Annotated in this window: 17 protein-coding genes and 1 pseudogene; 14 read left to right on the forward strand and 4 right to left on the reverse strand. The window is 32.0% G+C overall.

The window, feature by feature from the left end; translation table 11 throughout:
- The first annotated feature begins 89 nt into the window (after window positions 1-89).
- On the forward strand, window positions 90-722 hold the full coding sequence (locus tag ACLI50_RS06740; RefSeq protein WP_202841341.1) for an HdeD family acid-resistance protein: 633 nt from the start codon (window positions 90-92) through the stop codon (window positions 720-722).
- A 67-nt stretch (window positions 723-789) separates the two neighbouring features.
- On the opposite strand, the gene ACLI50_RS06745 is transcribed toward ACLI50_RS06740, so the two are convergent.
- On the reverse strand, window positions 790-2,211 hold the full coding sequence (locus ACLI50_RS06745) for a tetratricopeptide repeat protein (RefSeq protein WP_343643116.1): 1,422 nt from the start codon (window positions 2,209-2,211) through the stop codon (window positions 790-792).
- 584 nt (window positions 2,212-2,795) lie between these two features.
- Here ACLI50_RS06745 and ACLI50_RS06750 point away from each other — a divergent pair.
- The 3 genes from ACLI50_RS06750 to ACLI50_RS06760 all read left to right on the forward strand — a co-directional run bounded on the left by ACLI50_RS06750 (window position 2,796) and on the right by ACLI50_RS06760 (window position 6,111).
- On the forward strand, window positions 2,796-4,091 hold the full coding sequence (locus tag ACLI50_RS06750; protein WP_202841337.1) for a hypothetical protein: 1,296 nt from the start codon (window positions 2,796-2,798) through the stop codon (window positions 4,089-4,091).
- Between the two features lie 197 nt (window positions 4,092-4,288).
- Complete coding sequence (locus ACLI50_RS06755; RefSeq protein WP_202841336.1) at window positions 4,289-4,828, forward strand: hypothetical protein; 540 nt, start codon at window positions 4,289-4,291, stop codon at window positions 4,826-4,828.
- A 254-nt stretch (window positions 4,829-5,082) separates the two neighbouring features.
- Window positions 5,083-6,111 (forward strand): hypothetical protein, encoded by a 1,029-nt coding sequence (locus ACLI50_RS06760; RefSeq protein ID WP_202841335.1) that lies wholly within the window; start codon window positions 5,083-5,085, stop codon window positions 6,109-6,111.
- Between the two features lie 243 nt (window positions 6,112-6,354).
- Here ACLI50_RS06760 and ACLI50_RS06765 read toward each other — a convergent pair whose 3' ends face one another.
- Window positions 6,355-7,890, reverse strand: coding sequence for a T9SS type A sorting domain-containing protein (locus ACLI50_RS06765; RefSeq protein WP_202841334.1), 1,536 nt, complete (start codon window positions 7,888-7,890; stop codon window positions 6,355-6,357).
- 360 nt (window positions 7,891-8,250) lie between these two features.
- On the opposite strand from ACLI50_RS06765, the gene ACLI50_RS06770 reads away from it, so the two are divergent.
- The 9 genes and pseudogenes from ACLI50_RS06770 (at window position 8,251) to ACLI50_RS06810 (ending at window position 20,577) form a co-directional block, all read left to right on the forward strand.
- Window positions 8,251-8,811: a recombinase family protein gene (locus ACLI50_RS06770; protein ID WP_411413429.1), complete on the forward strand. Its 561-nt coding sequence runs from the start codon at window positions 8,251-8,253 to the stop codon at window positions 8,809-8,811.
- Between the two features lie 51 nt (window positions 8,812-8,862).
- Window positions 8,863-10,758 carry an SIR2 family NAD-dependent protein deacylase gene (locus tag ACLI50_RS06775; RefSeq protein ID WP_411413430.1) on the forward strand — a complete coding sequence of 632 codons (1,896 nt, stop codon included), beginning with the start codon at window positions 8,863-8,865 and terminating at the stop codon, window positions 10,756-10,758.
- Between the two features lie 53 nt (window positions 10,759-10,811).
- Complete coding sequence (locus ACLI50_RS06780; RefSeq protein WP_411413431.1) at window positions 10,812-12,308, forward strand: SIR2 family protein; 1,497 nt, start codon at window positions 10,812-10,814, stop codon at window positions 12,306-12,308.
- Between the two features lie 351 nt (window positions 12,309-12,659).
- A pseudogene (locus tag ACLI50_RS06785) lies at window positions 12,660-13,006 on the forward strand (AbiJ-related protein); the annotation flags it as partial.
- Between the two features lie 120 nt (window positions 13,007-13,126).
- Window positions 13,127-13,801 (forward strand): caspase family protein, encoded by a 675-nt coding sequence (locus ACLI50_RS06790; RefSeq protein WP_411413595.1) that lies wholly within the window; start codon window positions 13,127-13,129, stop codon window positions 13,799-13,801.
- A gap of 165 nt (window positions 13,802-13,966) precedes the next feature.
- A complete protein-coding gene (locus ACLI50_RS06795; protein WP_411413432.1) occupies window positions 13,967-14,668 on the forward strand; it encodes a hypothetical protein in 702 nt (233 codons plus the stop codon).
- 1,492 nt (window positions 14,669-16,160) lie between these two features.
- Window positions 16,161-17,186 carry a hypothetical protein gene (locus ACLI50_RS06800; protein WP_411413433.1) on the forward strand — a complete coding sequence of 342 codons (1,026 nt, stop codon included), beginning with the start codon at window positions 16,161-16,163 and terminating at the stop codon, window positions 17,184-17,186.
- A gap of 1,180 nt (window positions 17,187-18,366) precedes the next feature.
- Window positions 18,367-18,708 (forward strand): helix-turn-helix domain-containing protein, encoded by a 342-nt coding sequence (locus ACLI50_RS06805; protein WP_411413434.1) that lies wholly within the window; start codon window positions 18,367-18,369, stop codon window positions 18,706-18,708.
- A 618-nt stretch (window positions 18,709-19,326) separates the two neighbouring features.
- Window positions 19,327-20,577: a hypothetical protein gene (locus ACLI50_RS06810; RefSeq protein ID WP_411413435.1), complete on the forward strand. Its 1,251-nt coding sequence runs from the start codon at window positions 19,327-19,329 to the stop codon at window positions 20,575-20,577.
- A 102-nt stretch (window positions 20,578-20,679) separates the two neighbouring features.
- On the opposite strand, the gene ACLI50_RS06815 is transcribed toward ACLI50_RS06810, so the two are convergent.
- A complete protein-coding gene (locus tag ACLI50_RS06815) occupies window positions 20,680-20,997 on the reverse strand; it encodes a DUF6922 domain-containing protein (protein WP_209787185.1) in 318 nt (105 codons plus the stop codon).
- A gap of 39 nt (window positions 20,998-21,036) precedes the next feature.
- Window positions 21,037-21,711: a nucleotidyl transferase AbiEii/AbiGii toxin family protein gene (locus ACLI50_RS06820; RefSeq protein WP_142018111.1), complete on the reverse strand. Its 675-nt coding sequence runs from the start codon at window positions 21,709-21,711 to the stop codon at window positions 21,037-21,039.
- Between the two features lie 772 nt (window positions 21,712-22,483).
- Between ACLI50_RS06820 and ACLI50_RS06825 the strand changes: the two genes are divergently transcribed.
- On the forward strand, window positions 22,484-24,106 hold the full coding sequence (locus ACLI50_RS06825) for a T9SS type A sorting domain-containing protein (protein ID WP_411413436.1): 1,623 nt from the start codon (window positions 22,484-22,486) through the stop codon (window positions 24,104-24,106).
- Window positions 24,107-24,113: the final 7 nt, after the last annotated feature.

Consider the following 24,113-nt stretch of genomic DNA (forward strand, 5'->3'; position numbering starts at 1 on the left):
ATTCAGGTGAAAATTATAATCTGTTTGTGATATCTGCGGAGAAGCCGAAAACCGTTACAAAAAAGTAGGCACGACCAAAAAACACTCTTATGGCCAATTTATTTCAAACTTTTACCAATACCGTAAAGCACTGGTACATCCCGTTAATCTTCGGAATTCTTTTCCTTATTTGTGGTTTTTATGTATTCAGTGTGCCGCTGGCAACGTATGTTACACTCTCCATCTTTTTCAGTGTTTCATTCTTATTTTCAGGAATCACAGAAATATTTTTTTCCTTACAGAACAGCAAATCCCTGCAGGGTTGGGGCTGGTTTCTAGTGAGTGGATTATTAACCACTGCAATAGGAATTTATCTTATCGCAAACCCTCAGATTTCTATGGCAGTACTTCCTTTTGTCATCGGATTTACTTTGCTGTTCCGTTCATTTCAATTACTGGGTTTTGCATTTGATCTGAAAAGCATGAGGATAATGAGCTGGGGAAATGTTGCTCTTGCCAGTGTGGGAGGCATTATATTTTCCCTGCTGCTGATTTTCAATCCGGTATTTACGGGAATTTCATTAGTTACCCTTACCGGTGTTTCCTTTATTTTTATGGGAATAGCTTCCATTATGCTGGCTTTAGACTTAAGAAAAGTCAAAAAAATTCCAGGGAAAGTAAGCCAGGAATTAAGGGATAGAATCAAATCGATACAGGAAGAAATTGATGAGCTCAAAAAATAATACATATTTACATGATAAACAAAAGAAGACCTCAAATAGAGGTCTTTTTTTAATCAAGCAAAATATCTTAAAGCTCCAGAATCCACTTCTGAAGTTCAGTGTTTGAGGGTAGCTTCAGTTTTTTCTTAAGTCTGTATCTTTTTGTTTCTATTCCCCGCAAACTAATGTTTTCATATTGGCAGATTTCTTTATTCGTAAGATTTAATCTGATATATGCACTGAATTTTACATCATGCTCTGTAAGTTCGGGGGTATGGGTAATTAATTTTTCATAAAATTCAGGATACACTTCTTTAAAACGCATCAGAAACAAGGGACTTCTGTTCTCCATCAGCTGTATAATTTCATCAAATGAATCATTTACTTTCGATTTAAGAACATCCGTTTCAAGAATCTTCTTTTCAATAATTTTATCTTTTTTAAGTTCTTTTTGAATATAGATTTTTCGGATAAAATAGAATACTATTAAAAATATGACGATAATAACCAGAGCTATTGCATAAAATGTCTTTCTATCTTTTTCTTTTTCTTCTTTATTTAATTCTACCAATGTATTCACAGCAAGATTTACAGCTTCTTTTTCATTGTTGTTGAGACTGTCGTTAAGAGCTGTGTATTGCCTTAAATAGTCATTTGATTTTTCAATTTCATTGAGGGATTTGTAGACACTGGAAATGGTGTCATAAACGGTAAGTAATGCCGTTTTGTTTTTTGTTTGTTTGAAGAAATCAATGGTTTTTAAATAATATTCTAATGCTTTCTTTTGATCACCTTTTACATTATAAAGATCTCCATAACTAAATAAAGCGATCCCTTTTTCAGTTCTTCTTGCAGTACTGAAGCTGTGCATGGCCTTATTCATATAGAATTCTGCTGAATCCAGGTGTTTTTTTTTGGCTATAAAGCCATCAGCGATCCTCGTATAAGTAAGTATTCCGGGGTTAACAGCCAGCATTTTTTTCTCTATATGCTGTAAAGAATCCTGATTTTTCATCCTTACAAAATTCGCACGCTTCCAAGAATAATTATAAAACAGAATGGCTTTTCTCTGACGTTCGTCAGTGAGCTTTTTAATATAATATTCCGCTTTGTTGAATGCAGCATTAGATTGTTCTAGTAATCCCAGTTGAGTATAATTTTTACCATACTCATTATATAAATTTCCTATCAGAAGAGGAGAACTGATATTTTTAAGTTCCTTTTTAGCTTTGTCAAGATATTCCAGACTTTCTTTATATCTGCTGAAATTGCATAATATGCCGCCAATATTCGTGTATACCATAATGATTCCTTTGGTGTCACCATTCGCTTCATATTGGGTAAGAGCCTTGGTATTATATTTTAAAGCACCTTCGAAATCACCTTTACTTTTATATTCCCATGTTGTTTTTATAGGTTCAGGCTGAAAAGAATAGTCTTGAGCATCAAAAAATGCAGAGAAAGAAAAGAAAATCAGGTATAATGTTTTAATTCTAAAATTGGGGAACATATTTTTTAAAATTATTAAAACAAAAATAACTTTTTTATGAATATGTTTTAAAAAATTAAGCAATAACAAAAATTTTTACCTGGAATATTCATAAAAGATACACTTCAAAAATACTCCATTGAATATATAAAATGTTGTTTTTTAATTCATTGAGTTGTGAAGTATTTTTGAAGTAATAATCAGGGTACATAATATTGATACATTTACTACGAAAATTTTTTTCATTCTTAAGTGTTTGTGTTTTGGGCGGGGATAGTAATGTCCCTGCCTTTTAAGGATAAAGCCATTGAAGTTACAGAGCTTTATAATTTCCTTCTTTATCTCTGAATTTTGTTCATGAAGAGCTAATAATTCACTTTTTTTACTTGCTTCAAAGTTACTTCATGTTGATTGTAATTTGTTGTTTTTAAGTTGGTTGTGTTTTGACGTGTCTTTGATGTAGAATTTTTTTTATTTGCAGGCAGTAAGTTTGCATCATCTAATTCGAACGTTGGAAAATTTCAGACCGGTCATATTTTTCAGTACGATTCTAAATGCACACAAGAAAAAAAATTAACATCAAACCTTTTTTAAAACGTAAACAAATGAAAAAAATAATCATTTCATCAGGAATGCTTTTCTCAAATTTATTCTTCTCTCAGGTAGGGATAAATACTCCAAATCCTCAAGGCTCTTTTCATGTGGATGGTGGCAAAGATAATGTTTCAACAGGAGTTCCAACTACAGCTCAGCAGGCTAATGATTTTACAGTGCTCAGTAACGGAAATGTCGGAGTAGGAACAGTAAACCCTACCAATAAATTGGATATCCGCTCTACAGCCAATGGAGCTCTAAAAATTGTCGATGGAACACAGGGAAATGCCAAAGTTTTAACATCAGACGCGAATGGTGTTGCAACATGGAAGGACCTTCCTGCAAATACTAATATTTACAATTCAAACGGAACACTTACAGGATCCCGTACAGTAGCTCAGGGAACCAGTTCTTTAGCCTTTACAAGTACTGCTACCGCAGGAACCAATCACTTTTCAGTGGATGGAAGTACATTTTCGGTAGATGCAGTTACCAACAGAGTGGGTATAGGAACAACAACTCCTAAGAATATGTTGGATTTGGGAAGCGGTAACGGAAAAAAACTGGCATTATGGAACAGTGCCGCAGGAGATGATTTTTATGGATTGGGAAATGCTGCTAATGTATTACAGTTGTTTGCAGGAGCTCCGGCTGCAGGAGACCCGTTAATGACTTTGAATAAAAATGGCAGAGTAGGTATTGGTACAACGGCGCCCACAAATGTGCTGGATGTTCGTTCCTCAACGAATGGTGCATTGAAAATTGTAGATGGTACACAAGGGGCCAATAAAATATTAACTTCTGATGCCAATGGAGTGGCAACATGGCAGAGAGCTGCATCAAATGTTGCTGTAGGAACATTGGGTGGAGGGTATGATGTACCATTTTCTCAATTTTCTGATTTTAGATATACAGGTTCTTCCATTACTTTACCTCCGGGAAGATGGATGGTTACCATTTCATTATTATTAATACCGCAGGGAACAATTACAGCAAGTGACTGGATGTTTGTAAGAAGTACTTTCTCAGAAGCAAATCTTACAACCATTGGACAAACAGGCACTCAGTCAGCAGATGTCATAAGACCTACTTTAATGAGTTTTCAATTGGAAGGACCATTTAATGGTGGACAAAAATATAGTGTTGCTACGGGTACAGTACAAATTAATAATACATCCGGGACAACCAAAACGTATAGATATATTGTAGGGAATACTCAGGCTAGTGGTACTGTGACAGGGGCCGGATTGGGTAAAGTGGGAGGAGTATGGTCTGAAAATGCGATTTATGCTGTTGCAGTAAATTAATATAAAAGGATATCAGGTTCAGGATATTTTATATTTATCAGATGGTATAAAGTGCAATTAATGCCTTAAACTACTTTTTTTCAAGGTGTTTTGGGAAAAAGTAGTTTTTATTGTTTTACTATTTTTCCTGACAGATACAAAGAATATACCCGTGTACAAAACAGAATATTAGAAATATTAACAATAAGAGCTTTAGAGTGAAAAGAAACACTGGATTGTCAGATATAATACTTTGCGTTAATACCGTTGCAATGTTTGTATTTTTAGTCCCTCTGGTGGCAGCAATATTTTTTAATGCCAGCGAATTTTTGCTTTGTATTTCGATTTTTTTAATCCTTATTGAAATTGAATTTCTTATTCTCGGCTTTATTCCGATCTGGAAACTGTTGTTTATTTTAAAGAGAAATATCACGAATCAGCAGATTAAACATTCTAGTTTCTTAATCTCTCTTCCTTTTATTCTTATAGGTGTGTATATGACAGTTTGTTCTGCATCAATTTTTTACCAGGAAATAGGTGCAGTGTTCAAGGATTATAGGGCTGGAATCTTTACCTATCAGGGAGAACTCCTGATTTGGATGACGTACAACAAAGATACTAACCCTGCAGAATTTACAGCCGAAATTATTTTGAGGTGTTTTATCGCGGGTTTATGGGGACTATTATTAGAAGTTGGAATATTGATTATAACGGTAACCTCTGTTTTTATAATAAGACCCGATTTTCGAAAAAATTAAAACAATACACTATGGACTTCCCAAAATATAAAATACTACCTCTTGAGATCTGGAGTTGCTATAGCGTAGGTCTATTGTAAATTATAATTGTTGTGTTGTGAATATTATTTATATCGCAAGTTGTTTATGTTAATTTAATATTATAAATGCTTAAAAAGTGTAAATTTGGTTTTAATATATGTTTATTTGAATGAAAAGCATAAATAAATGTATTGAATTAAATACTCAAATTACACCATTTTAAATCTTAAAAAATGAAAAAAAATTTAATCTCTTTGGCAATGATATTGTTTTCTGTCATTGGGTTTTCACAGGTAGGGATAAATACATCAAACCCTCAAGGCATGCTCCATGTAGATGGGGCAAAAGATAATCCTGCAACCGGTGTTCCTAATGACGTACAACAAGCCAATGACTTCACAGTAACCTCGGCAGGAAATGTAGGTATCGGTAATCTCACACCCTTATCGAATCTCCATATAAAAAATAAGGGAACAGCCACAGGTATTGGAGGAGGTGAAGCTACCAATACGGGATTGCTGATAGAAAATCCTATCGCCAATAACTCCTTATTATCGATCTTAAGAACTACGGGAACTACGGGAGTAAAACAGGCAGTAATGGGTATAAATCCTAATTTCAACGGGAATAACGGGGTATTTATTATTTCCCGTATTCCTGGGGGAAGTGATTGGGCAATGGATCTAACCCTGGGTAATATAGGTGTTGCTACCAATACTCCTACCAATACCTTGGATGTTGCCGGTAGTACCAGAGTAAGAACCATAGATGTAGCTGCAGGCGCTACCCTTATTACGCCGGTATATTCAGACGCAAATGGTGTCCTGAATAAAGCTGTTGATAACATTTATGGAACGGTTATTAATAACACCGTTACCATAGCACCAGGTGCTACAAATACTTTGATTGCAGGACTTGCCAATAATGCGGTATATAAAGCTGTGGTCAATGTCAGCAATACTTGTGGGCGTATTGGTATTGCAGAGTATTACGTCACTAATAATGCTCTTAACAATTCTTTCTCTATTAAAGGAATGGATGGAAGTTTAAACACAGACACCACCGATAAAGCGCCTGCTTTTACTGAAGTAAACAGATATACAACATCAGTTGTTTGGTCAGGCATTCCAAATTGTGCTGCAGGAGGTACTAACATTGCATTTAATTATACATTAACAATGCCCACAGCCGGAACAATAGATCTTACTAACAATGGAGATGCAAGCTTACAGTATAAAGTGATCCTTACAAGACTTTTTTAGTTTTTACAGAATATAAAAGTACAGCATGCTATTATAAAAAAAGACCTCAATGAAAGGTCTTTTTTATGCGATCTGATATAATGCTTTTGTAAAAGAAGTAAATGCTTGATTTTGAGATATATTGTCTTTCTTTAGAAGAATAGAAAACTCCCGTTAAAAGATGGGAGCTTTTATTATTAAAAATAGAGTAAAGGTCCAGAATCCACTTCCAAAATTCGTACTAAGTAAGGCAAACATCTGCTTTTATTTCTTTATTAATTTTAACGATTGTCTGTCTCTTTTTTTAGTCTCAAACTGAATAATGTAATTCCCTTTTTCTAATTTCTGAATATTGATTTGTTCATTGAATATTGAAGAACCGCTCTGAATTTTTTTCCCGGACATATCAACAATACTGTACTCAAAACTTTTATTACCCTCTTTTTTATATTGTATGGTAATATGATCCCTGGCCGGATTAGGATGAAGGGTAAAAGTATTATGATCTTTTGCAGAAATATCATCCACCCCAAGGAAACCACTGTTAAACTTTGTCAGAAAAGATTTGGAGCCATGTGTTACACTGCCGCCGGAATAAGCAAGAACAAGTGAGCCGTCATTTAAATTAAATAACTTTTTAATATAGTCAGCTCTTAGCGATGTAGTCGGAGGTGCGGCCATAAAATATTGAAAGCCCGCAGTTGATGTAGTATAATCTACAGTTCCGTTAGCATTCAGTCTTGTTACAAATAATTGTGCAATAAGATTCGGGGTACCATTATACATATTCGTTATACCTCCTGTCACTATTATTTTTGAATTGGGCAATACGGTAATCTGGCCCAATGACAATTGCTTTGCAGTGGTAAAGCTATAATCAGGTGTTCTTCCATTATTGGAAAATCCGGAAACAGAGGCGCCATCTGAAATTTGAATTTTAGATAAAAAGAAAGTCCCCCCATATATCGTATTTTTACTATGCAGTAATAAAATAGAATTATCAGTATAATTATATTCAAAATTTCTGGCAACAGAACCTTGCGTATTAGGAATAAAAACAGAACCATTAGTACCAAATGTAGAATCGTACGTGCCGTCAGGCAGTCTTCTTTCGATATAAGAATCTTCTGTGTAGGTTAATGTATTGGTTTTGGTTCCCGCCATTACCAGTTTCCCATCATTCTGAATATAAAACTTTTTGGGATAAAATGTATTAAGCAATAACTTTCCATTGGTTCCGAAATTGTTATCAATGACTCCGTTGGAATCTACTTTTACCATATAAGAACCCATGTTGGAAATAAGAAGGTAACTGTTTCCATTCTGATCTACTGCAAAATCATCTGCTGTACCGTTTTGACTTACAGATTGAGTGGTAAAACCATTGGTGCCAAAGCTGGTGTCCAGAGATCCGTCCAGGTTAATTCTGGTTAAAAACCAATCATATAAGCTGTGGGTTGGAGTAGCATTTACCCTTCCATAAATCAATATTTTATTATTATTTAAAATAATTTTTTTGATAGATTCGCTTTTATCCAATGAATTGCTGCCCATATCATAATCCTTTTCTCCGAAGGAGCTATCAAGAATTCCGCTTTGGTTTACCTTTCTTATGGTGATAGAGCCTGTGGAAGTTGCAGTAATGAATTGGCCATCCGGAAGTATCACCACATCTGATGTTTCTCTGAAATTATCATACATGCAATATCCGCCATTTCCAAAAGTAGTGTCCAAACTGAAGCTTTGTGCATTCAAAAAAATGGTGAAAATAGAAAATAATAAGAAATAGTGTTTTTTCATAGCTATAGTTTTAAATTGTTTATTCTGATTTCACTCAGAAATAAAAGATGATAATAAAAACAAAAACCATCCTTAAAAAAGGATGGTTTGTAGTCCAAGATGAACAAATGTCGAACCAATTAGTTGCTGATTTGGAAATGTTGGCAGAATTAAATTCGTGATCTAAGTAAATTTTTTCTACTATTAATAAGCTTATATTAAGATTATTTCCCCTGTAATATTTCATAAATAATTCGGTCGGTTTCCTGTACCTCTATTAATATCTCGTTAGCAAAGCTTTTTTGTTATGTTCTTAGTTCATTTTCGTTGTACACGAAAACAAATTACAGTATATTTGAAATAAATGAGTAAAATGAACTTATGTTAATTGGCTATGCAAGGGTAAGCAAGTTTGAACAGAATCTCGATTTACAAACTGATGCTTTAAAGAATATAGGAATTGAAAAAATTTTTATTGATAAGGTTAGTGGTGTTAAATCAGAAAAACCGCAACTTAGCGATTTATTAAATTTCATCCGTAAAGGGGATACCTTAACCGTATGGAGATTAGATAGGATCGGGAGGACTACAGTTGGGTTAATTCAGTTTGTGACAGAGCTGAACGAAAAAGGAATACATTTTAAATCTATTTCTGAAAACATTGATACAAGTTCAGCAAGTGGAAAATTAATTTTCCAGATTTTCTGTGTTTTAGCTGAGCACGAAAGAAATGTTTTGATTGAAAGAACAAATGCTGGATTGAAGTCTGCGAGGGCAAGAGGTAAAAACGGAGGAAGACCAAAGGGTATGACCGAAAAATATAAAAAAATCGCACCTTTAGTAAAGAGTTCTTATGAAAGTAAGAATGTTTCAATTGAGGAAATTATGAAAGCTTTTAATATTGGAAGTAAGGCAACTTTTTATAAAATAGTTAAAAGTTAGTATAATAAAAGAAAATAATAATAAGATAATATTTAGTACAAATAATTACTAATGCAGAAAACACCAAATTTAGAGAGGTTATTGGAATTAATTCGTAGAGAGGATGTGATTCTTTTTGCTGGAGCTGGTTTATCAAAATATGCTGGCTATCCTATGGGAGCTCAACTTCAAAGTATTTTTTACAATAGTTTACCAGCTAGCGCAAAAGAATATATTGAGCCAACACGTTCATTAGCAGATTTGACTGATGATATTTTTCACTTATATCAAAGCAATAATCAAGTTATAAATATATTGAAAGACAATTATGCAAAGCTACCAGATTCTACTTTTGTCCACGATATAATTTCATCAATTCCTCATTTTAAAACAATCATAACTACAAATTACGATGGACTATTTGAAGGTGCTTACCAGGAAAATTGTGAAGTTTTATATAATAATAGTCATATTAGTTTAGCTAATCCTAAAAAAACACATATATATAAAATTCATGGACACTTAGCTGACAGTAATTCAATAATTATTAGAAAAACAGATTATACGAATTTCTTTAATCCTAACAGCCAAAATTCTGTTTTTTGGAATGCAGTAAAGGATAAAATGGCGTCAAACTGTATCCTATTTATAGGTTATTCTCTAGAAGATACTAATATCGATTTTATTTTTACTGATATTTTAAAACAACTTGGTGACAATAAAAAAGAGGTATTCTTTATTGCTCCTTCGTTAACACAACCTAAAAAGAATAAGCTAAGTAGTTATGGTATAAATTTTATTGAGGGGACTGGAGAAGAATTATTTCCTTTAATTTTCGACCATATAAATGAAAATATATTTTTAGACCTAAAAAGTAATAAAGTTTCAACTGACAGTACCTACAAATTTGCTAAAAAACTAGGATATAATGTAACAGTTGGCACCAATACAGCCTCGAATTTTTTTATTGAAAAAATAGAAAAAGTTGATGGTTTCTTACAACAGAAAGTGCATTTCACAACTAAAAATAACAAAGACTTTATCAGTAAATTAAAAAGTTTTATGGAAGGAAAAACCGCAGAAAAAAGTTTCAGAATTCCTAAAACTGAATTATCTGATTTTGTAATGCATGTAGATAATTTCAAACTTCAAGATTTATCAGACATGGAATTTTTATACATTATGAAACTTCCTTCGTATGAAGGTAAAATTGATATTATTTTTGAAGATGGTATGTCTGTAATGGATTTTAACGTAAAAGTATATAAAGATATAGTAGAAGGGAAAGTTGTATTGTCCTTTGAAACAGATGTAGCAAAAGGGTCTATTACATTTATGCCAGGTGCTAAAGGAGCTAATATAAATTATGAATCTGAAATAAATGAAGTTATTAAAAGTCCAAGAGTACTTTTGGAATATTATAAATCCTTTGCTAAAATTATTGAAGGAATTCGCTTTTCATTTTTGGTAAATGGAGAATCTGTCTTTACAAAAAAACTCATTGCAAATAAAATCCCAGAAGATTTAGAGTTCTATATTAACTATCTTGAAAAGTTATGCAAAGTTGAAACTTTGCACATGATAAGATTTAAGGACATAAGTAGAAACGACATTAACGAGAATAATTATCACACACTTGAATCTATAATAGCGAAGGCGGAAAATACTTTAGTTGAATTGCCATTACCACGATTAAGGGCTGTTCTGGATGAAAGTTTTGATAAAGGTTTTTTGAATATAAATCAAGAAGAGCATATAATGTTTTTTGGAGGAAATACTGAAGTAAAAGTAAATGTGCATGATAAAGAATTTAATTTAGGTTATATGAGATCATATGTTTTTGACCCTTTTATATCAAACATGGAAGAAATCAAAAATAAAAAAGCAAAAGAAGTTTTAATTACTAATAAATCAGGCAAGAGAAAGGTAGGATTCTATGACGTTTACGAAATTCCTGGAGATAATTGAATAATATTTTAATTTATATAATCAATCTCAAAAAAAAATGATTAAAAATAACCATGATTATAGAAGAATTTATAAACCACTATAGAAATCATCCAGTGCTATTTATTGGAACTGGTATAAGCCTTAGATATCTGAAAAATTCATTTACTTGGGATGGACTATTAAAACAAATATGCATAGATTTTAAAGGCAATAAAGAATACTATTTAGATATTAAGTCTCAATTTGAGAATGATGGGTCATTTGATTATACAAAAATTGCGACTGTTATTGAGAAGGAATTTAATGAAAGCTTAATGGTAGATCGCAATGGTAAATTCAAGGAAATAAATGATATTTTTTACCAGAAAATGGATGAAGGAATCAGCTTAAGTCGATTCAAAATTTACATTTCGAAATTATTGTCAAATCTAGAATTAAAGGATGATAAAGAAGCAGAACTACGAATTTTCAAAAAAATTAGAAAAAATATTGGTTCCATAATAACTACAAATTATGATGGTTTAATTGAGTATGTCTTTGAGTTTGATAAACTTATTGGTAATAACATACTACTTAGCAATCCTTATGGTTCGGTGTATAAAATTCACGGATGTTTTGAAAATCCAGAAAAAATTATAATTACGGAGTCTGACTATGAGTTTTTTGAGAAAAGATATGAATTAATCCGAGCACAATTACTTTCATTATTTATACATAATCCAATAATATTTTTAGGTTATGGAGTAGGTGATGAAAACATAAAAAAAATTCTTAGAACTATATTTTCATATGTACAGCCAAATTCCGAAGCAGCTACTCAGATAAAAAGAAATTTCCTCTTGATTGAGTATGGAGAAAATATCGAACAAGTTGATGTTGTAGAGCATGATATTGTTTTAGAAAATAATTTAACTATCCAAATTAATAAAGTAAGAACCGATAATTATAGCCGTATTTATGAGGCTATTTCTAATTTAAATTTACCTGTAAGTGCTTTAGATATTAGAAAAGTTCAAAATATTGTTAAAGAGATTTATGCAGGAGGAGATATTAAAGTAAGTATTACAGAAGATTTGGATGACTTAAAAAGTAGTGATAAGGTTCTTGCAATTGGATCAGATAAAACAATTAAATATCACTTTCATACTGCAAAGGAATTACTATCAAAATACTTTGAAATAATTGATGAAGCAAATTCACAAATATTAGAGTGTATAGATCATTACAATATTCAATCTAGCCAATATTTTCCAGTTTTTGGTTTTGAAAAAATAAATCCAAATTTGGAGTCTATAAAAGAATTGAAGACTCAGCAAGAAAAGAATTTACAGTCCCACTTGACAAAAATTACTGATTCTGCAAAAAAAACACATAACTCAATAAATGATATTTTTGAAGATGAGTCTGTTGCATCTACGCATAAAATAAATTGTATAGTTTGGAATTTATTAAATGATACTGTTAGTAGTAGTGATGTGGAAGTGTTTCTTAGAGAAAATATAAATGATTCAACTAGACCAGATTTTAGAAAACTTTTAAGTGCTTATGACTATAAAAAATATTCTTGATTGCAGAAGATGTTTAGTGTGTAAATAATCTCAAAAAACGATATGCAGAAAGAATTATATAAATGGTTAAAGGATGTGGGGGAACAAGATTCCGCTCGACTAATTTCTGAATGTAGTATTGACCTTTTATATGTTGACACTCTATTTGAAATGAGTAGTGATAGAATGACTAATTTAATGGATGCTCAAATTGGTGTCCCTGGAAAATATTATCTTAAACTACAAACCGAGTTTCAAAAAGAAATTAAAGTAATTGAAACCCAATTAATGGAAATTGCAACTGCAATGGGTATGCACATACGTGGAATTTCATGGAGTCCTAAAATTGATGATAATGACAATGAACTACAAATGAAAATTTCCATAATTGTTCGCCAAGCAATCTTTGACGAAATAACGCTCAATAAAATTTCTTGGTCTGGCAGACTTGAAGAACCTGATTTTTTAAATAGGATTTTTGATCTCTCAAAAATTCAGTCTTACGACTCCAGATACGACAACGCTTATGATGATATCCATAAACATCGTATCATGAATTACGACTGGGAAGATGATTGGGTTTTTACTGATAGACGTTTTAATTACTTCATTGTGATGAAGAAACACTACTTAAATTCTTATCATTAACAATAAATCCTGTTTCAAGGACAGATGAAGAAGGGGTCAACCAATTAATTGAAATATATAATACAAACCTTTCTGCAAGTGGAATTGAATTTTATGAAAAATCAAAAATCGCAGGAAAATCAATATATGGTTATAGAGAGATCCCAAATGGCCAAACCACCAATGAAAGCAAAGAAATCAAACAAAGAAAAATTGCATTAGTTGTTGGATGTAGTGAGTATGAGTTTGCTGGACATCTAGAAAATCCTTTGAATGATGTAAAATCTGTTAAAGAAAGTCTAGAATCACTTGGTTTTGATGTAATGTATATAGAAAATCCAACTCTTAAGAAATTGAAGATTGGAATTGACGACTTTGGGACTGAACTTGAGAAGTATGATGTTGGCTTATTTTATTTTGCTGGACATGGTGTTCAAGTTAAAGGCTTAAATTACCTAATTCCTGTTGATGCAAATTTGAAAAACGAAAGAACAGTTGAATATGACTGTGTCCGAGTTGACAGAATATTAAGCCATATGGAAAGTGCTAAAACTTCTGTGAATCTAATTATTCTTGACGCATGTCGTAACAATCCGTTTGAAAGAAACTGGGGAAGAGAATTAGGCCAAAAAGGTTTTGCTGTTATGGACGCACCAAAAGGCTCTTTAATTGCATACTCGACATCTCCGGGCAAGACAGCATCTGATGGTGAAGGTAAAAATGGACTTTACACAGGAGAACTTATTTCAGAAATTAAGTCAGTTAATGTGACGATTACTCAATTGTTCCAAAAAGTAAGGAAATCTGTAATGGAAAAATCGAAGGACGAACAAGTCCCATGGGAATCCACATCATTAACAGCAGATTTTTACTTTAATAGAAAATAATAAAACGAGTGCTAACACACGCTACAAGCAATTTGGGATTTGTCTTAATGGGAAAATTGGTTTGTATTTGGAAGATTTTGCCTAATCCGAAAAATAGCGCTGATTTAGCCTCAAGCTGCTTTTAGAGCGAGAACGTTATAGTTGTTATTAAAATCTCAAAAAACGATGAAAGAAAAATTCGTTACTAATCGAAATATAGAACTATGGGAAAAACTATCTGGGAAGTTCACAATAGAGATAAAGCCCAATACTGTTAAAGAATATATGATCTTTGTTAAAAATAGTCATGCAATTATTTATTATAATCCAGTAAATATTTGTGAGGCTTCATTTACCCATGAGTTACTGCATCTAAACCTTGATTATCACGATTTCTATTTATGTTCAGCAATAAAAAGAAATATGGCCAGTGACCCATTATTCTTTACAATGTTTAATACAAGCATGACTGAACCTTTATGTAATTTTATAGAGCATAAGATGATGTTCAATGATTACAAGAAATTAGGTTATACTGAGGATCTTTTTATTATGGATTACTTTGAAAAAAAAGTAAATCAAAAAGAAATAGATTCACTAGTAAAAAACTATAAAATAAATAATAAAATTAATGTGCGAGCTGCACACTTTTTTGTGGGTAAATTAGGCTCTCTTTTTGGTGATGTTAACACTCAACATAATTACAATCAGATATACTCGATTTTTAAAAATCTTGATTCTGATTTATATAATTCGGTTGCTAATCTATTTGTTGAATCATTGAAACATGACTATGAAAAAGCTGATTATCTTTACAATTATAGAGATATAGCTGATAACTTTCATAAAATGTTAATTAGTTGGAAAAATAATAACCAATTTACATAATAGTAAATTCGAATGAACAATATATTGTAAATTTTCAATCTCAAAAAACGATTCGATGAAAAATAAAAATCTACTCTATATGACATCACTTCTATTCTTAATAGTGTTTCTTTTGAGTTTTATTTTAATACAGATAGAAGTGGTAAATGTATATATTGATATTATTTACTCAGCGGTTATCTTATCAACTATGGTTACTAGTGTAGCTTTATTTTTTAATCTAATACTAAATCTAAAAGATAAATCTAAAAAAATGATAGGCTTCGACCAGAAGCAGAAGAACCCGTTTACTTGCTAAGAATCTACTGAGGATTTAATTAATAATTGTAAAATTGGTTTATTGATTACTCACGAACATTCGGAGGCAGTAGGATGATTTGTAGGAAATGACTTTGATGTAATTACATTATCTTCTAGAACATATTGGGAATATATAAATGAAAGGGCTCTTTCTATTCCTAATACCGCTAATTTAAATTTGAAAAAGGGGTTCCTACAGGGGGGGGGTAATGGTCCTGAAAATCTGATACAGATTATAGTACAAGAATAAATAGTTAAATGAGAGTAATTTTTACTATCTGTGGTTTTATTTTAATTTGTAACTGATTATGGATATTGTTTTTATTTATTCAGATATTGAACTTCCCTTTTCATTAAATTTTTATAATTCAAATTTTTTTATATTTTTATTTGTATATTAAATAAATTTTTTAACTTTGTGTTGAAAAGGTAATTTAATTAGAGTTAATTATCAAATATCAACAAAAACACACAAAAAAAATGAAACAAATGTTACCCCTTAATTTCCCACAGTTATTTCTTAAAGAGGCACTTCACAAGTAGGGATTGATTCAATTTTCCCTCAGGTAACTTTCTGTTATTATTTATATTAGTGCATATAAAAATAATACTGAATGTAATCTTAGGCTACTAATTATTGTACGTATCTAAATCTTATTTGGATATAAGATGTAGAAACAATGCTTACGAAGATACAGTATTTAGTGCATAATTAAATAATGATATTCTTTTTAATGTCATTTGATCTTTTTCGAATTTTTTTTAGATAATGTTGAATTATTATAATTAAAATCTTTATCCGCACATTTCATGAAGAACATAATTGTAATTGGTTAACAATTATTTGTAAGAAATTAAAAAAACTGTCAAAAAATAGACTAAAAAGATTAATAAATTAAGCTCCTCTATTAAATACCCTCTACAATTAAGTTGCTATTATCACAGGTGATGAGAGAATTGGGGAGCTTATTTTATAGTTTTACAATTAACATATCTATCAACTACGAATTATAGTTAATAAAACATAGAAATTTGACAAAATCAAATATTGCTTATTGAGCTTTATTGTTAACCAAATATGCATTGATACCGCTTCTTCCCAGAATACGTCCCATATTGACAAATACAAGGATATTATCAACTCCGTAAAATTTATTATATTAAAAACAACAAACAAAAAAATTTATTTATTATGATTTCCAAAAAAATAATTTTAATCAGTTTACTCAATGTAAACATAGGCATTTTTGCTCAAACGGGTAATGTAGGGATTAATACAGTAAATCCCGGGACAACACTTGATGTAAATGGAGCAATCACTAATAGGGAAACTGCAATAGTTATATCCGGAAATGCTGTTACAATACCGGCTAATATAAGTCAGGTACAGCTAACGGGAGCGGCTACTGCCACTGTAACGATTACTGCTCCAGCGGCCCCCAATGCTGGTCAACGTCTCATCGTCTTCAATAATACAACGGGCGGTTTTGGAGCTACACTGAATGGAGTTACCATTCCTAATGGAAAAGCCCTGGAATATGTATATAGTAATTCCGGATGGAGATCTACGGATGGTGGCACAGTTGGAGTTGCAGGTGTTAATATTTATAATACAGATGGAAGTCTTACCAGTAACCGTACCGTATCGCAAGGGACAAATACGCTTTCATTTACAGGAAGTCAGGTCAATGCATTTTCTGTTGATGGAAGTACACTGTCTGTTGACGCAGCCAATAACAGGATAGGAATAGGTACAGCTACGCCACAAAGAAATTTGGATATTAATGCTTCTGCATTGCCAATAAGAGTATCAAATCTGGGGACTGCTACTACAGGGACTAATGTACTTACTATTGATAATTTGGGGGATGTCAGAAATATACCTTTCAACAATCTATTAGCAGGTCCGGTTTCTTTATTATTAGTTCCTGCCGGAACATATAATGCAACAGGAAATGAATCTGTTCTTTGGTGTGGAATTGATGGAGTAACTATAAATTTACCGATACCATCCTCATCTCAAATAGGTAAATCAATAAGTATTGTAGCTGCTGCTCCTTTTAATCCTGTAACTATAACAGGATCAGTGCCAACTGTTGCCAATGCAACGACTTTAAACAGTATTGCTATTGGAAAAAGAATTACAATTTTTGCTATTGCCGCAAATACATTTGGAAATTTAAACAATGCATGGGTTGTAATAGCGAAAGATTTTTGATATTATAAATTAATAAGAAAGAAATTTTAGTTGCTGTGCTAAGGATGTCCTAATGTGGATACTGAATAAAGACAAAACCTGAATGAAGCTAAAAATTTTTTGCTTGATCAGCTTGATCTGCTTAAGATAGTTAATTCCCGGGATAAATACTTTCTTTAGGTATCTATAACAAAATTCCGGAATTACCTTTGCAACTTATGCTTCTCAGATTATAGTTATTGCCCCCCATCTAATTAGTAGATAATATTGAGATTTTTATCCAGTAGGGTCAACCATTGATATAGTAGATATCTTAGCTTGGGCTAACCAATAATTATAAGCACATTATTTCGATGCAAAACAATGTCTTCGGTTATGTAATTAGTCAAAAATAATAGTAATCAAAATATATTATCGTTTTCTTGGATATACTGTTTTTATCAATGGATATTGACTGTAATCCATATTTAACAGTACAGGTCTGTTCAAATGGATATTTCTTCTTTGAACAGACCTTACGATACATGTACGGTATTCAACAATGGTAAGGCTGTAGTAATTAGAGACCCTATTTAAAAATGGCACTTACTAATTCCGAACTTAATAACAGATATCAATTAGGCTATGATCCTTCCCAAAACAGATAATCTGTATTGAACATTATCAATCATCCTACCGGAATGATTGATAATATAAAACATTAATCTAATATTCTCAATGGAATCATTTGTTTTTTTTGGAAGCTCTAACCTAATAAAATCATATATAATAAAATTTGTACCAATGAATCAAAAGTTATGCAATTCAGGGAAATTCATATAGGCTTTATTATTAATCAAATAGTTACAGAAAATGGGATAAAAATGTCCCGTATCTGTAATTTTTTTAAATGCCAAGAAGAAGAAATTGAAAAAATGTATCACTGTGAAAGCATGGATTCAAATTTACTTCTAAGATGGAGTAAACTATTGGGATATGACTTTTTCAGAATATATACTCATCACCTTATTCTATATTCCCCTCCTAAAAAATGGCAAAATGAATGTTTGAATTCTAATAAAAAAAGTAAGACCCCACAATTCCGAAAAAATATTTATACCAAAGAAATAATTGACTTTATTTTAGAATTGTTGGAAACAGGCGAGAAAAACAAACAAGAAATTATTAGTCAATATAAAATCCCAAAGACCACTTTATACAAATGGATAAAAAAATACACAAAATAAATTCTGTAGATTATAAAAGAATTTATCAAGAGATTATTAAAAGGAAATATCCTGATATTGAAACACAATGTAAAAACATTTTAGCAAAAGACCAGTTATCTACAAGGGATGTTATCAGAATTAATATTCTTATATCTAAAAAAGAATGCAAAGAAGTGAATGTTTTCAATCAAAACCATCGTTCTTATGATTTAAGAACAATATTACAAATGCTTGAATATCAAAAAAATAATAACCTAAATAATACTCAATTAGCCATACATTTTCAGCTTAGTAGAAATACAGTAGCTAAATGGAAAAAATATTTCTCAGTTTAGTCTTGTTCGTATTGTCAGAAAAAAGCCTGAATTACGACTTCAGAGCCCCTGAACAAGAGCTGGAAAATTTTTCACGATATTAAACTTATTAGCAAGACTCTAAATAATGACAATTTCTAATGAACGAATACAGGATGACCAACCAATTTGTAAATGGATATTTTCATATGAATTTAATTTTGGTTTTGCAAAAACAAAATTACTGGAGTATATTTTTTAATTAACATTTTCATTAGAATAATTTTAATATGAAACAAAAAGCAGATCTATTATAATGTAGATCTGTTTTTTAAATAGTGTAGTCAAACATATTCAATCCTTTATAAAAATCTTAAGCATGGTTTATCAGAAGGATGATAAGTTATTACGGACTGCTGATCTTGTTGTTAATACAAAAAAGGATGAAAAAATTAACAAGAGAAGAGCATCTATTTTGGAGTAAGTTTCCGAATATTCCAGATAATTATCGATTTTATAACTTTCAACATGAAAATAGGAGATTCCATTTTTAATGTGTACTTAATTTGAAAACGGTCCAAACTTTAAATATCAATCTCAAAAAACGATAAAAATAATCATAAATTAGTTTGCTCAGATATATTTAATAATTCATTACTTATGGATAACGCTGATTTAAAAGAGAGTAAAAAGGGCTTATTGTATCCAGCTTATCATAAACTCTATAGTGCTTTAAGTAGCTTAGAAAAATTTGAAAAGGGAACCAACTTTTTTGACAATATTTCTCACCTAGATAATTTTTTTTCAGAGTATAGGAATGTAACATTTATGTTGCAAAAGTCGTTAGCACATACCGAACACCTAAAAGTTTATGAAGAAAACAGACAAAAATATTTACTCAATGATGTCTGTAAATGGTTTATCGAAAAGCGTAATGAAGTATTAAAACAGCAACCTTTCAATTTAGAGAAAAAAATACGCATTGTAGTATATACCACTACCGACAACATTGCTTTACCTGAATTATCTTTTACGATAGAAAACGATGTAGAATTTTCAACGCTAATTGATTCTATGCGTGAATTTTTTACAGAATTTAATTTGATTGAAGTAATGTTTTCTGCTGAATATTCATTTTATGAAAGGGGTAGTAATGAGGAGCTGTATGACAATTTCATATCTGGGATAAATAATATGAAATTATTTATGACGGCAATGAAAGAAGCACTAAAGGAAACTGACGTACTTTCTGATCAGCTTGAAAAAAAGATCGATAAAATGCATTTTCATCGTATTCCAAAAAATATGTTGCTCATAGACGATTATGTTTTTTATACCAGAAAAAATCTGTTTGAAAAAGCTTCAAGAGCTGAGTTGATCTTGGGAATAAATGATCAAAAAGTCCCGTTCACAAATTTTGAAAAAATGTTTCCAGATTCGAAAGATCTATTCAACAATTTTATAATGATGCACCTAGTTATCTTTCAAATGCAAAAGAAGCTTATGCCAACCTGCTTGATTGTTTATAATGATGAAAAAATGCAATTCATGTCATTTGATAGTTCAATAAAAACGACTATTTATAGAAAAATGTATGAAATAGCAAATCGTATTGAAGTAGAAGGAATTATTAAAGTTCTATATGTTGGAGAAATGTATCTATATCCTAACAACCAAAAGATTCTTAATATGGAAAGAAGAGAAAGAATAAAGTATAAGAATTCTGAGTCACTCATATTCTTTAAATCGAGTCATGATCTATCCACTAGCTCCTATTCTTTCGATTCAGACAAGATAAATGATATGGAATATATAGTTTCTGTACTTATGAAGAAGGATAATGCTTTTAATAATTTGGCATTCATGAATCCGATAATCAATGAATTCAAAAGGCTAAACTTAAAAAAATAAGTACTCTCCCCTTTAGATAACTAAGAAAAAAAATAACAAACGAAACATATTATCAATTTCAAAAACGATTGCTTTTGAGTTTCGGAAGAAAGTTTGCAAAAACTATATCCAGTGGTAAGGTTTGTCCTTTCTATTTAGATAGCAATACATTTCTTCTTTTTTAAGTTCTGGGAAGAATTTCAGGGCTTTTTCGATAGCATAATTGGGCAGAAAGTAAATTTCGTCACGGATAGCAGTGACTACTTTTTCATACCCGTAAAAACGGATGATCTCATCAATCTCCTGTTGACCTCCACGTTCTACAATTCGGGCAATAATGGTCTTATAGGCTTGCATAAAGTCCATTGCATCAATGTCAAAATCCCAGAAAAAAACACGGTCGAGATTTGGAATTTTATTTATTTTTGCTCTTGATTCCATACTATAAATATACGATTTTTCAGCTTTACATTATGTATTTCAGCGTCTAAATCCTCTGCTTTTTTTAGGAGATTCTTGCCTTTCTCCGAATTTTAGCAATGGATCATTGACCGCTTTTTTTAATCGCTCACTCATCGTATCCATATCAACTTTCTTTCCTTTCAGTATATTCACTTTTGCATCCATGTCTATGTTGTCATGGTACAATAAAGCGTATGAAGCCATTACAGGGTTGCCATTGTATTTGTTTTGATAAGATTCCAGATAAATCTTAAGCGGATTGTGTTCCAAGAGAAAATGCATATCGATGAAATCTTTTATCCGTGTACCATTTTGAAAAATAGCATGAAGTTTCATCGCTCCTATATCCTCTAGTGATACTAACCTTACACCTTCCTTTGTCTCAAAAGCTTTTTGTAATGGATATTGATGTGCTAGAATATCGACCTTGACCTCACCTATATCAAGCAGGATTGTATTGCTAAATATATCCCTTACCTTCACCGTAGGATGTTTGCCTGTCAAATGTTTTAGCAGGGCTTGCTCATCAAACTCTTTAGTGGAGAACAGGTCTATATCGATGCTCAATCTATGACCGATTTGAAGGCTCAAAGAAGTTCCTCCAACGAGATTAAAATCTTTTAGTATTTCATCTTTCATCAACCTTTGGAGAAGTTCCCACATTTCCTTACTGACAGTTTCCTTATGGAGCATAATTTCATTTTTCAGAAAATTAATCCTGAAAATGAGGTATGTCTGTACAATGACAGTGCGAGGAACTATTTGGCTTCGATTGTCAATGAAAGTCAAAATTAGAAGCCTTTTATTGATGCAGATATTAAGGATTGAGCTTAAAAATTTTTCTGTTGTAGCGAAGTAAGTATATACCTATTTTTAGAAACTCACCTTTTAGGAGGAAACCTTAAAATAGGTTTGTGCTTTTTAAACCATTAATCGAAATTAAGGGTACTTTGTGAAAAGTAATTTATTTTAAATTTTGTTTTAAGAACAAATCTATTGTTTATTAAAAATGCGTGCGATTTACAACTATGCGGAAAAGTTAGGAGCTCATTCGCAACTTTGAAATTCCTTACGTCCTAACAAAGTTGCTGCTTCGCTCTGTGAGACTTTTTAAATTAGTATGAGATTTTGTTTTAGCCTATGAATATGATTTTAATTGATAATTCTCTTTTTTAAGAGAACAAAAAAACATTACTTGAATGCAGTTTTCTATATCTTTTGTTTCAATAACCAGTACATATCGAGAGTAAAATTATATATACATTTTTTCTTTTACACTTGTGTAGTAGTAAAATTTATTATTAAAGCGACATTGTTTGACGTCATGCTGATATAGCTTTGTACTATGATACAATTTACTTACGCAATACAACATATATTAATAAAAGTTTATGAAAATATGGGTTTTTTACGGAGTATGTATATGAAGTATTAGCTATATTTTTACACGTCAATTACACAATCTATGAGAAAAATTTATCAGTGTGCATTTATGTTATGCACAATCCTGAGAATATCTGCTCAGGAAGTGGTGTGGCAGAAAGATATCAAATCCTCCACCCAGGATTTTTTAAGCCAAGTTACCACAACAATCGATCAGCAGTATCTGATTACGGGAAGCTCAATTCAGAGCGACAAATTGCAACAAGGAAGCAAGAAGAACAACGGCTACGATTTTCATCTTATCAAACTCGACCAACAGGGAGAAGAGGTTTGGGAAAAATACTTTTCCGGGCAGAATCATGATTATCTGTCTGCAACTGTTACTACACAGGATGGTGGATTTCTTTTGGCTGGCACCAGTTATTCTTCCAAAGGTTTAGATAAAAAAGACAACTCTAAAGGCGGATCGGATATCTGGTTGATCAGAATCAATGAATTTGGCGACGAATTATGGCAAAAAACATTGGCAACTTCTTCAGATGAAGAAGCAAGAGCGGTGATCCAAACCACCGATTTAGGATTCTTTGTTGCTGGTAATGTACAAAATGCTGCAAAGGGTTATGGCTCCAAAGATGTCTTGATCACGCTACTCGACAAAGATGGAAAAGAATTGTCCCAGCTTATTTTGGGAGGAAAAGGTCTTGATGAAGTTGAGAAAATGATTCCCACGAAAGATGGCGGAGCCTTACTGGGAATTTATTCAAGAAGCTCCGAGGTCCGTGATTCAGGTTCCGGTGTCAGAAACCCTGAAAGTAGATCTTCATCTGAAAATACAGCTACCCGTACCCTTACCTCTGTAACCTCCAAACAAAGCAGCAATTATGGTGAAGGAGATTACTGGATCGTAAAACTTGACAAGAACGGAAAAATAGAATGGGAAAAGAACTATGGCGGAAAAGGAGATGATCATATGAGGACTTTAGCCCTGACTTCAACAGGTTATATCATTGGTGGAGAATCCAGATCCGAAAGATCAGGAAACAAAACGGTAGGTATCCAAGAAGGCACAGACCTTTGGCTGATTTCTTTAAATGAAAGAGGCGATGAACAGTGGCAAAAATCTTACAACTTCAAAAACCATGATGTCTTAATGGGAATGAGCGTCATTCATTCAGCAGATGACAAATCTTCCAAAGGAATTTTGTTAGGCGGTTATACCCAGGCTGAAGGCAGAATAGAAAAGGATGATGAAACGTTCTGGATGCTGTATCTGGATCAGAATGGTAATGAGCAGTGGCGAAAGCATGTGGCAGGAGAATCAAGGCAGAGAGAGGAAAGACTTTCAGATTTGAAACTGAACCGGGATGGTTCTATCATATTGGCCGGGACCAGCGCCAAAGAACTGGGGAAAGAGAACTGGAAGATTGTGAAACTGGGAGATAAGCAGGTCAACCAGCTGATCGAGAAGCAAGATATCAAGATTTATCCGAACCCGGTATCCGATTATGCTTATGTAGAAATCGGCTTTGATTTCAAAGAAGCTGATATTCTGCTGTATGATATGAGCGGAAGGCAGCTTCAGAGTCTGAAGACAAAGAATAATGTGACCAAGATTAATACACAGAACCTTGTACAGGGCGCTTATCTGGTGACGATAAAAACTGATAATAACAAAACAGCGAATGCAAAATTGATTAAAAAATAAAAACTAA

The sequence above is a fragment of the Chryseobacterium cupriresistens genome, from assembly GCF_046614675.1.
GTDB classification, from domain to species: domain Bacteria; phylum Bacteroidota; class Bacteroidia; order Flavobacteriales; family Weeksellaceae; genus Chryseobacterium; species Chryseobacterium cupriresistens.

Excerpts from the sequence above, each read along its gene's own strand:
- ACLI50_RS06740 (WP_202841341.1), top strand. The coding sequence starts at position 90 with ATGGCCAATTTATTTCAAACTTTTACCAATACCGTAAAGCACTGGTAC.
- ACLI50_RS06745 (WP_343643116.1), bottom strand. The coding sequence starts at position 2,211 with ATGTTCCCCAATTTTAGAATTAAAACATTATACCTGATTTTCTTTTCT.
- ACLI50_RS06750 (WP_202841337.1), top strand. The coding sequence starts at position 2,796 with ATGAAAAAAATAATCATTTCATCAGGAATGCTTTTCTCAAATTTATTC.
- ACLI50_RS06760 (WP_202841335.1), top strand. The coding sequence starts at position 5,083 with ATGAAAAAAAATTTAATCTCTTTGGCAATGATATTGTTTTCTGTCATT.
- ACLI50_RS06765 (WP_202841334.1), bottom strand. The coding sequence starts at position 7,890 with ATGAAAAAACACTATTTCTTATTATTTTCTATTTTCACCATTTTTTTG.
- ACLI50_RS06770 (WP_411413429.1), top strand. The coding sequence starts at position 8,251 with ATGTTAATTGGCTATGCAAGGGTAAGCAAGTTTGAACAGAATCTCGAT.
- ACLI50_RS06775 (WP_411413430.1), top strand. The coding sequence starts at position 8,863 with ATGCAGAAAACACCAAATTTAGAGAGGTTATTGGAATTAATTCGTAGA.
- ACLI50_RS06780 (WP_411413431.1), top strand. The coding sequence starts at position 10,812 with ATGATTATAGAAGAATTTATAAACCACTATAGAAATCATCCAGTGCTA.
- ACLI50_RS06795 (WP_411413432.1), top strand. The coding sequence starts at position 13,967 with ATGAAAGAAAAATTCGTTACTAATCGAAATATAGAACTATGGGAAAAA.
- ACLI50_RS06800 (WP_411413433.1), top strand. The coding sequence starts at position 16,161 with ATGATTTCCAAAAAAATAATTTTAATCAGTTTACTCAATGTAAACATA.
- ACLI50_RS06805 (WP_411413434.1), top strand. The coding sequence starts at position 18,367 with ATGGATAAAAAAATACACAAAATAAATTCTGTAGATTATAAAAGAATT.
- ACLI50_RS06810 (WP_411413435.1), top strand. The coding sequence starts at position 19,327 with ATGGATAACGCTGATTTAAAAGAGAGTAAAAAGGGCTTATTGTATCCA.
- ACLI50_RS06815 (WP_209787185.1), bottom strand. The coding sequence starts at position 20,997 with ATGGAATCAAGAGCAAAAATAAATAAAATTCCAAATCTCGACCGTGTT.
- ACLI50_RS06820 (WP_142018111.1), bottom strand. The coding sequence starts at position 21,711 with ATGCTCCATAAGGAAACTGTCAGTAAGGAAATGTGGGAACTTCTCCAA.
- ACLI50_RS06825 (WP_411413436.1), top strand. The coding sequence starts at position 22,484 with ATGAGAAAAATTTATCAGTGTGCATTTATGTTATGCACAATCCTGAGA.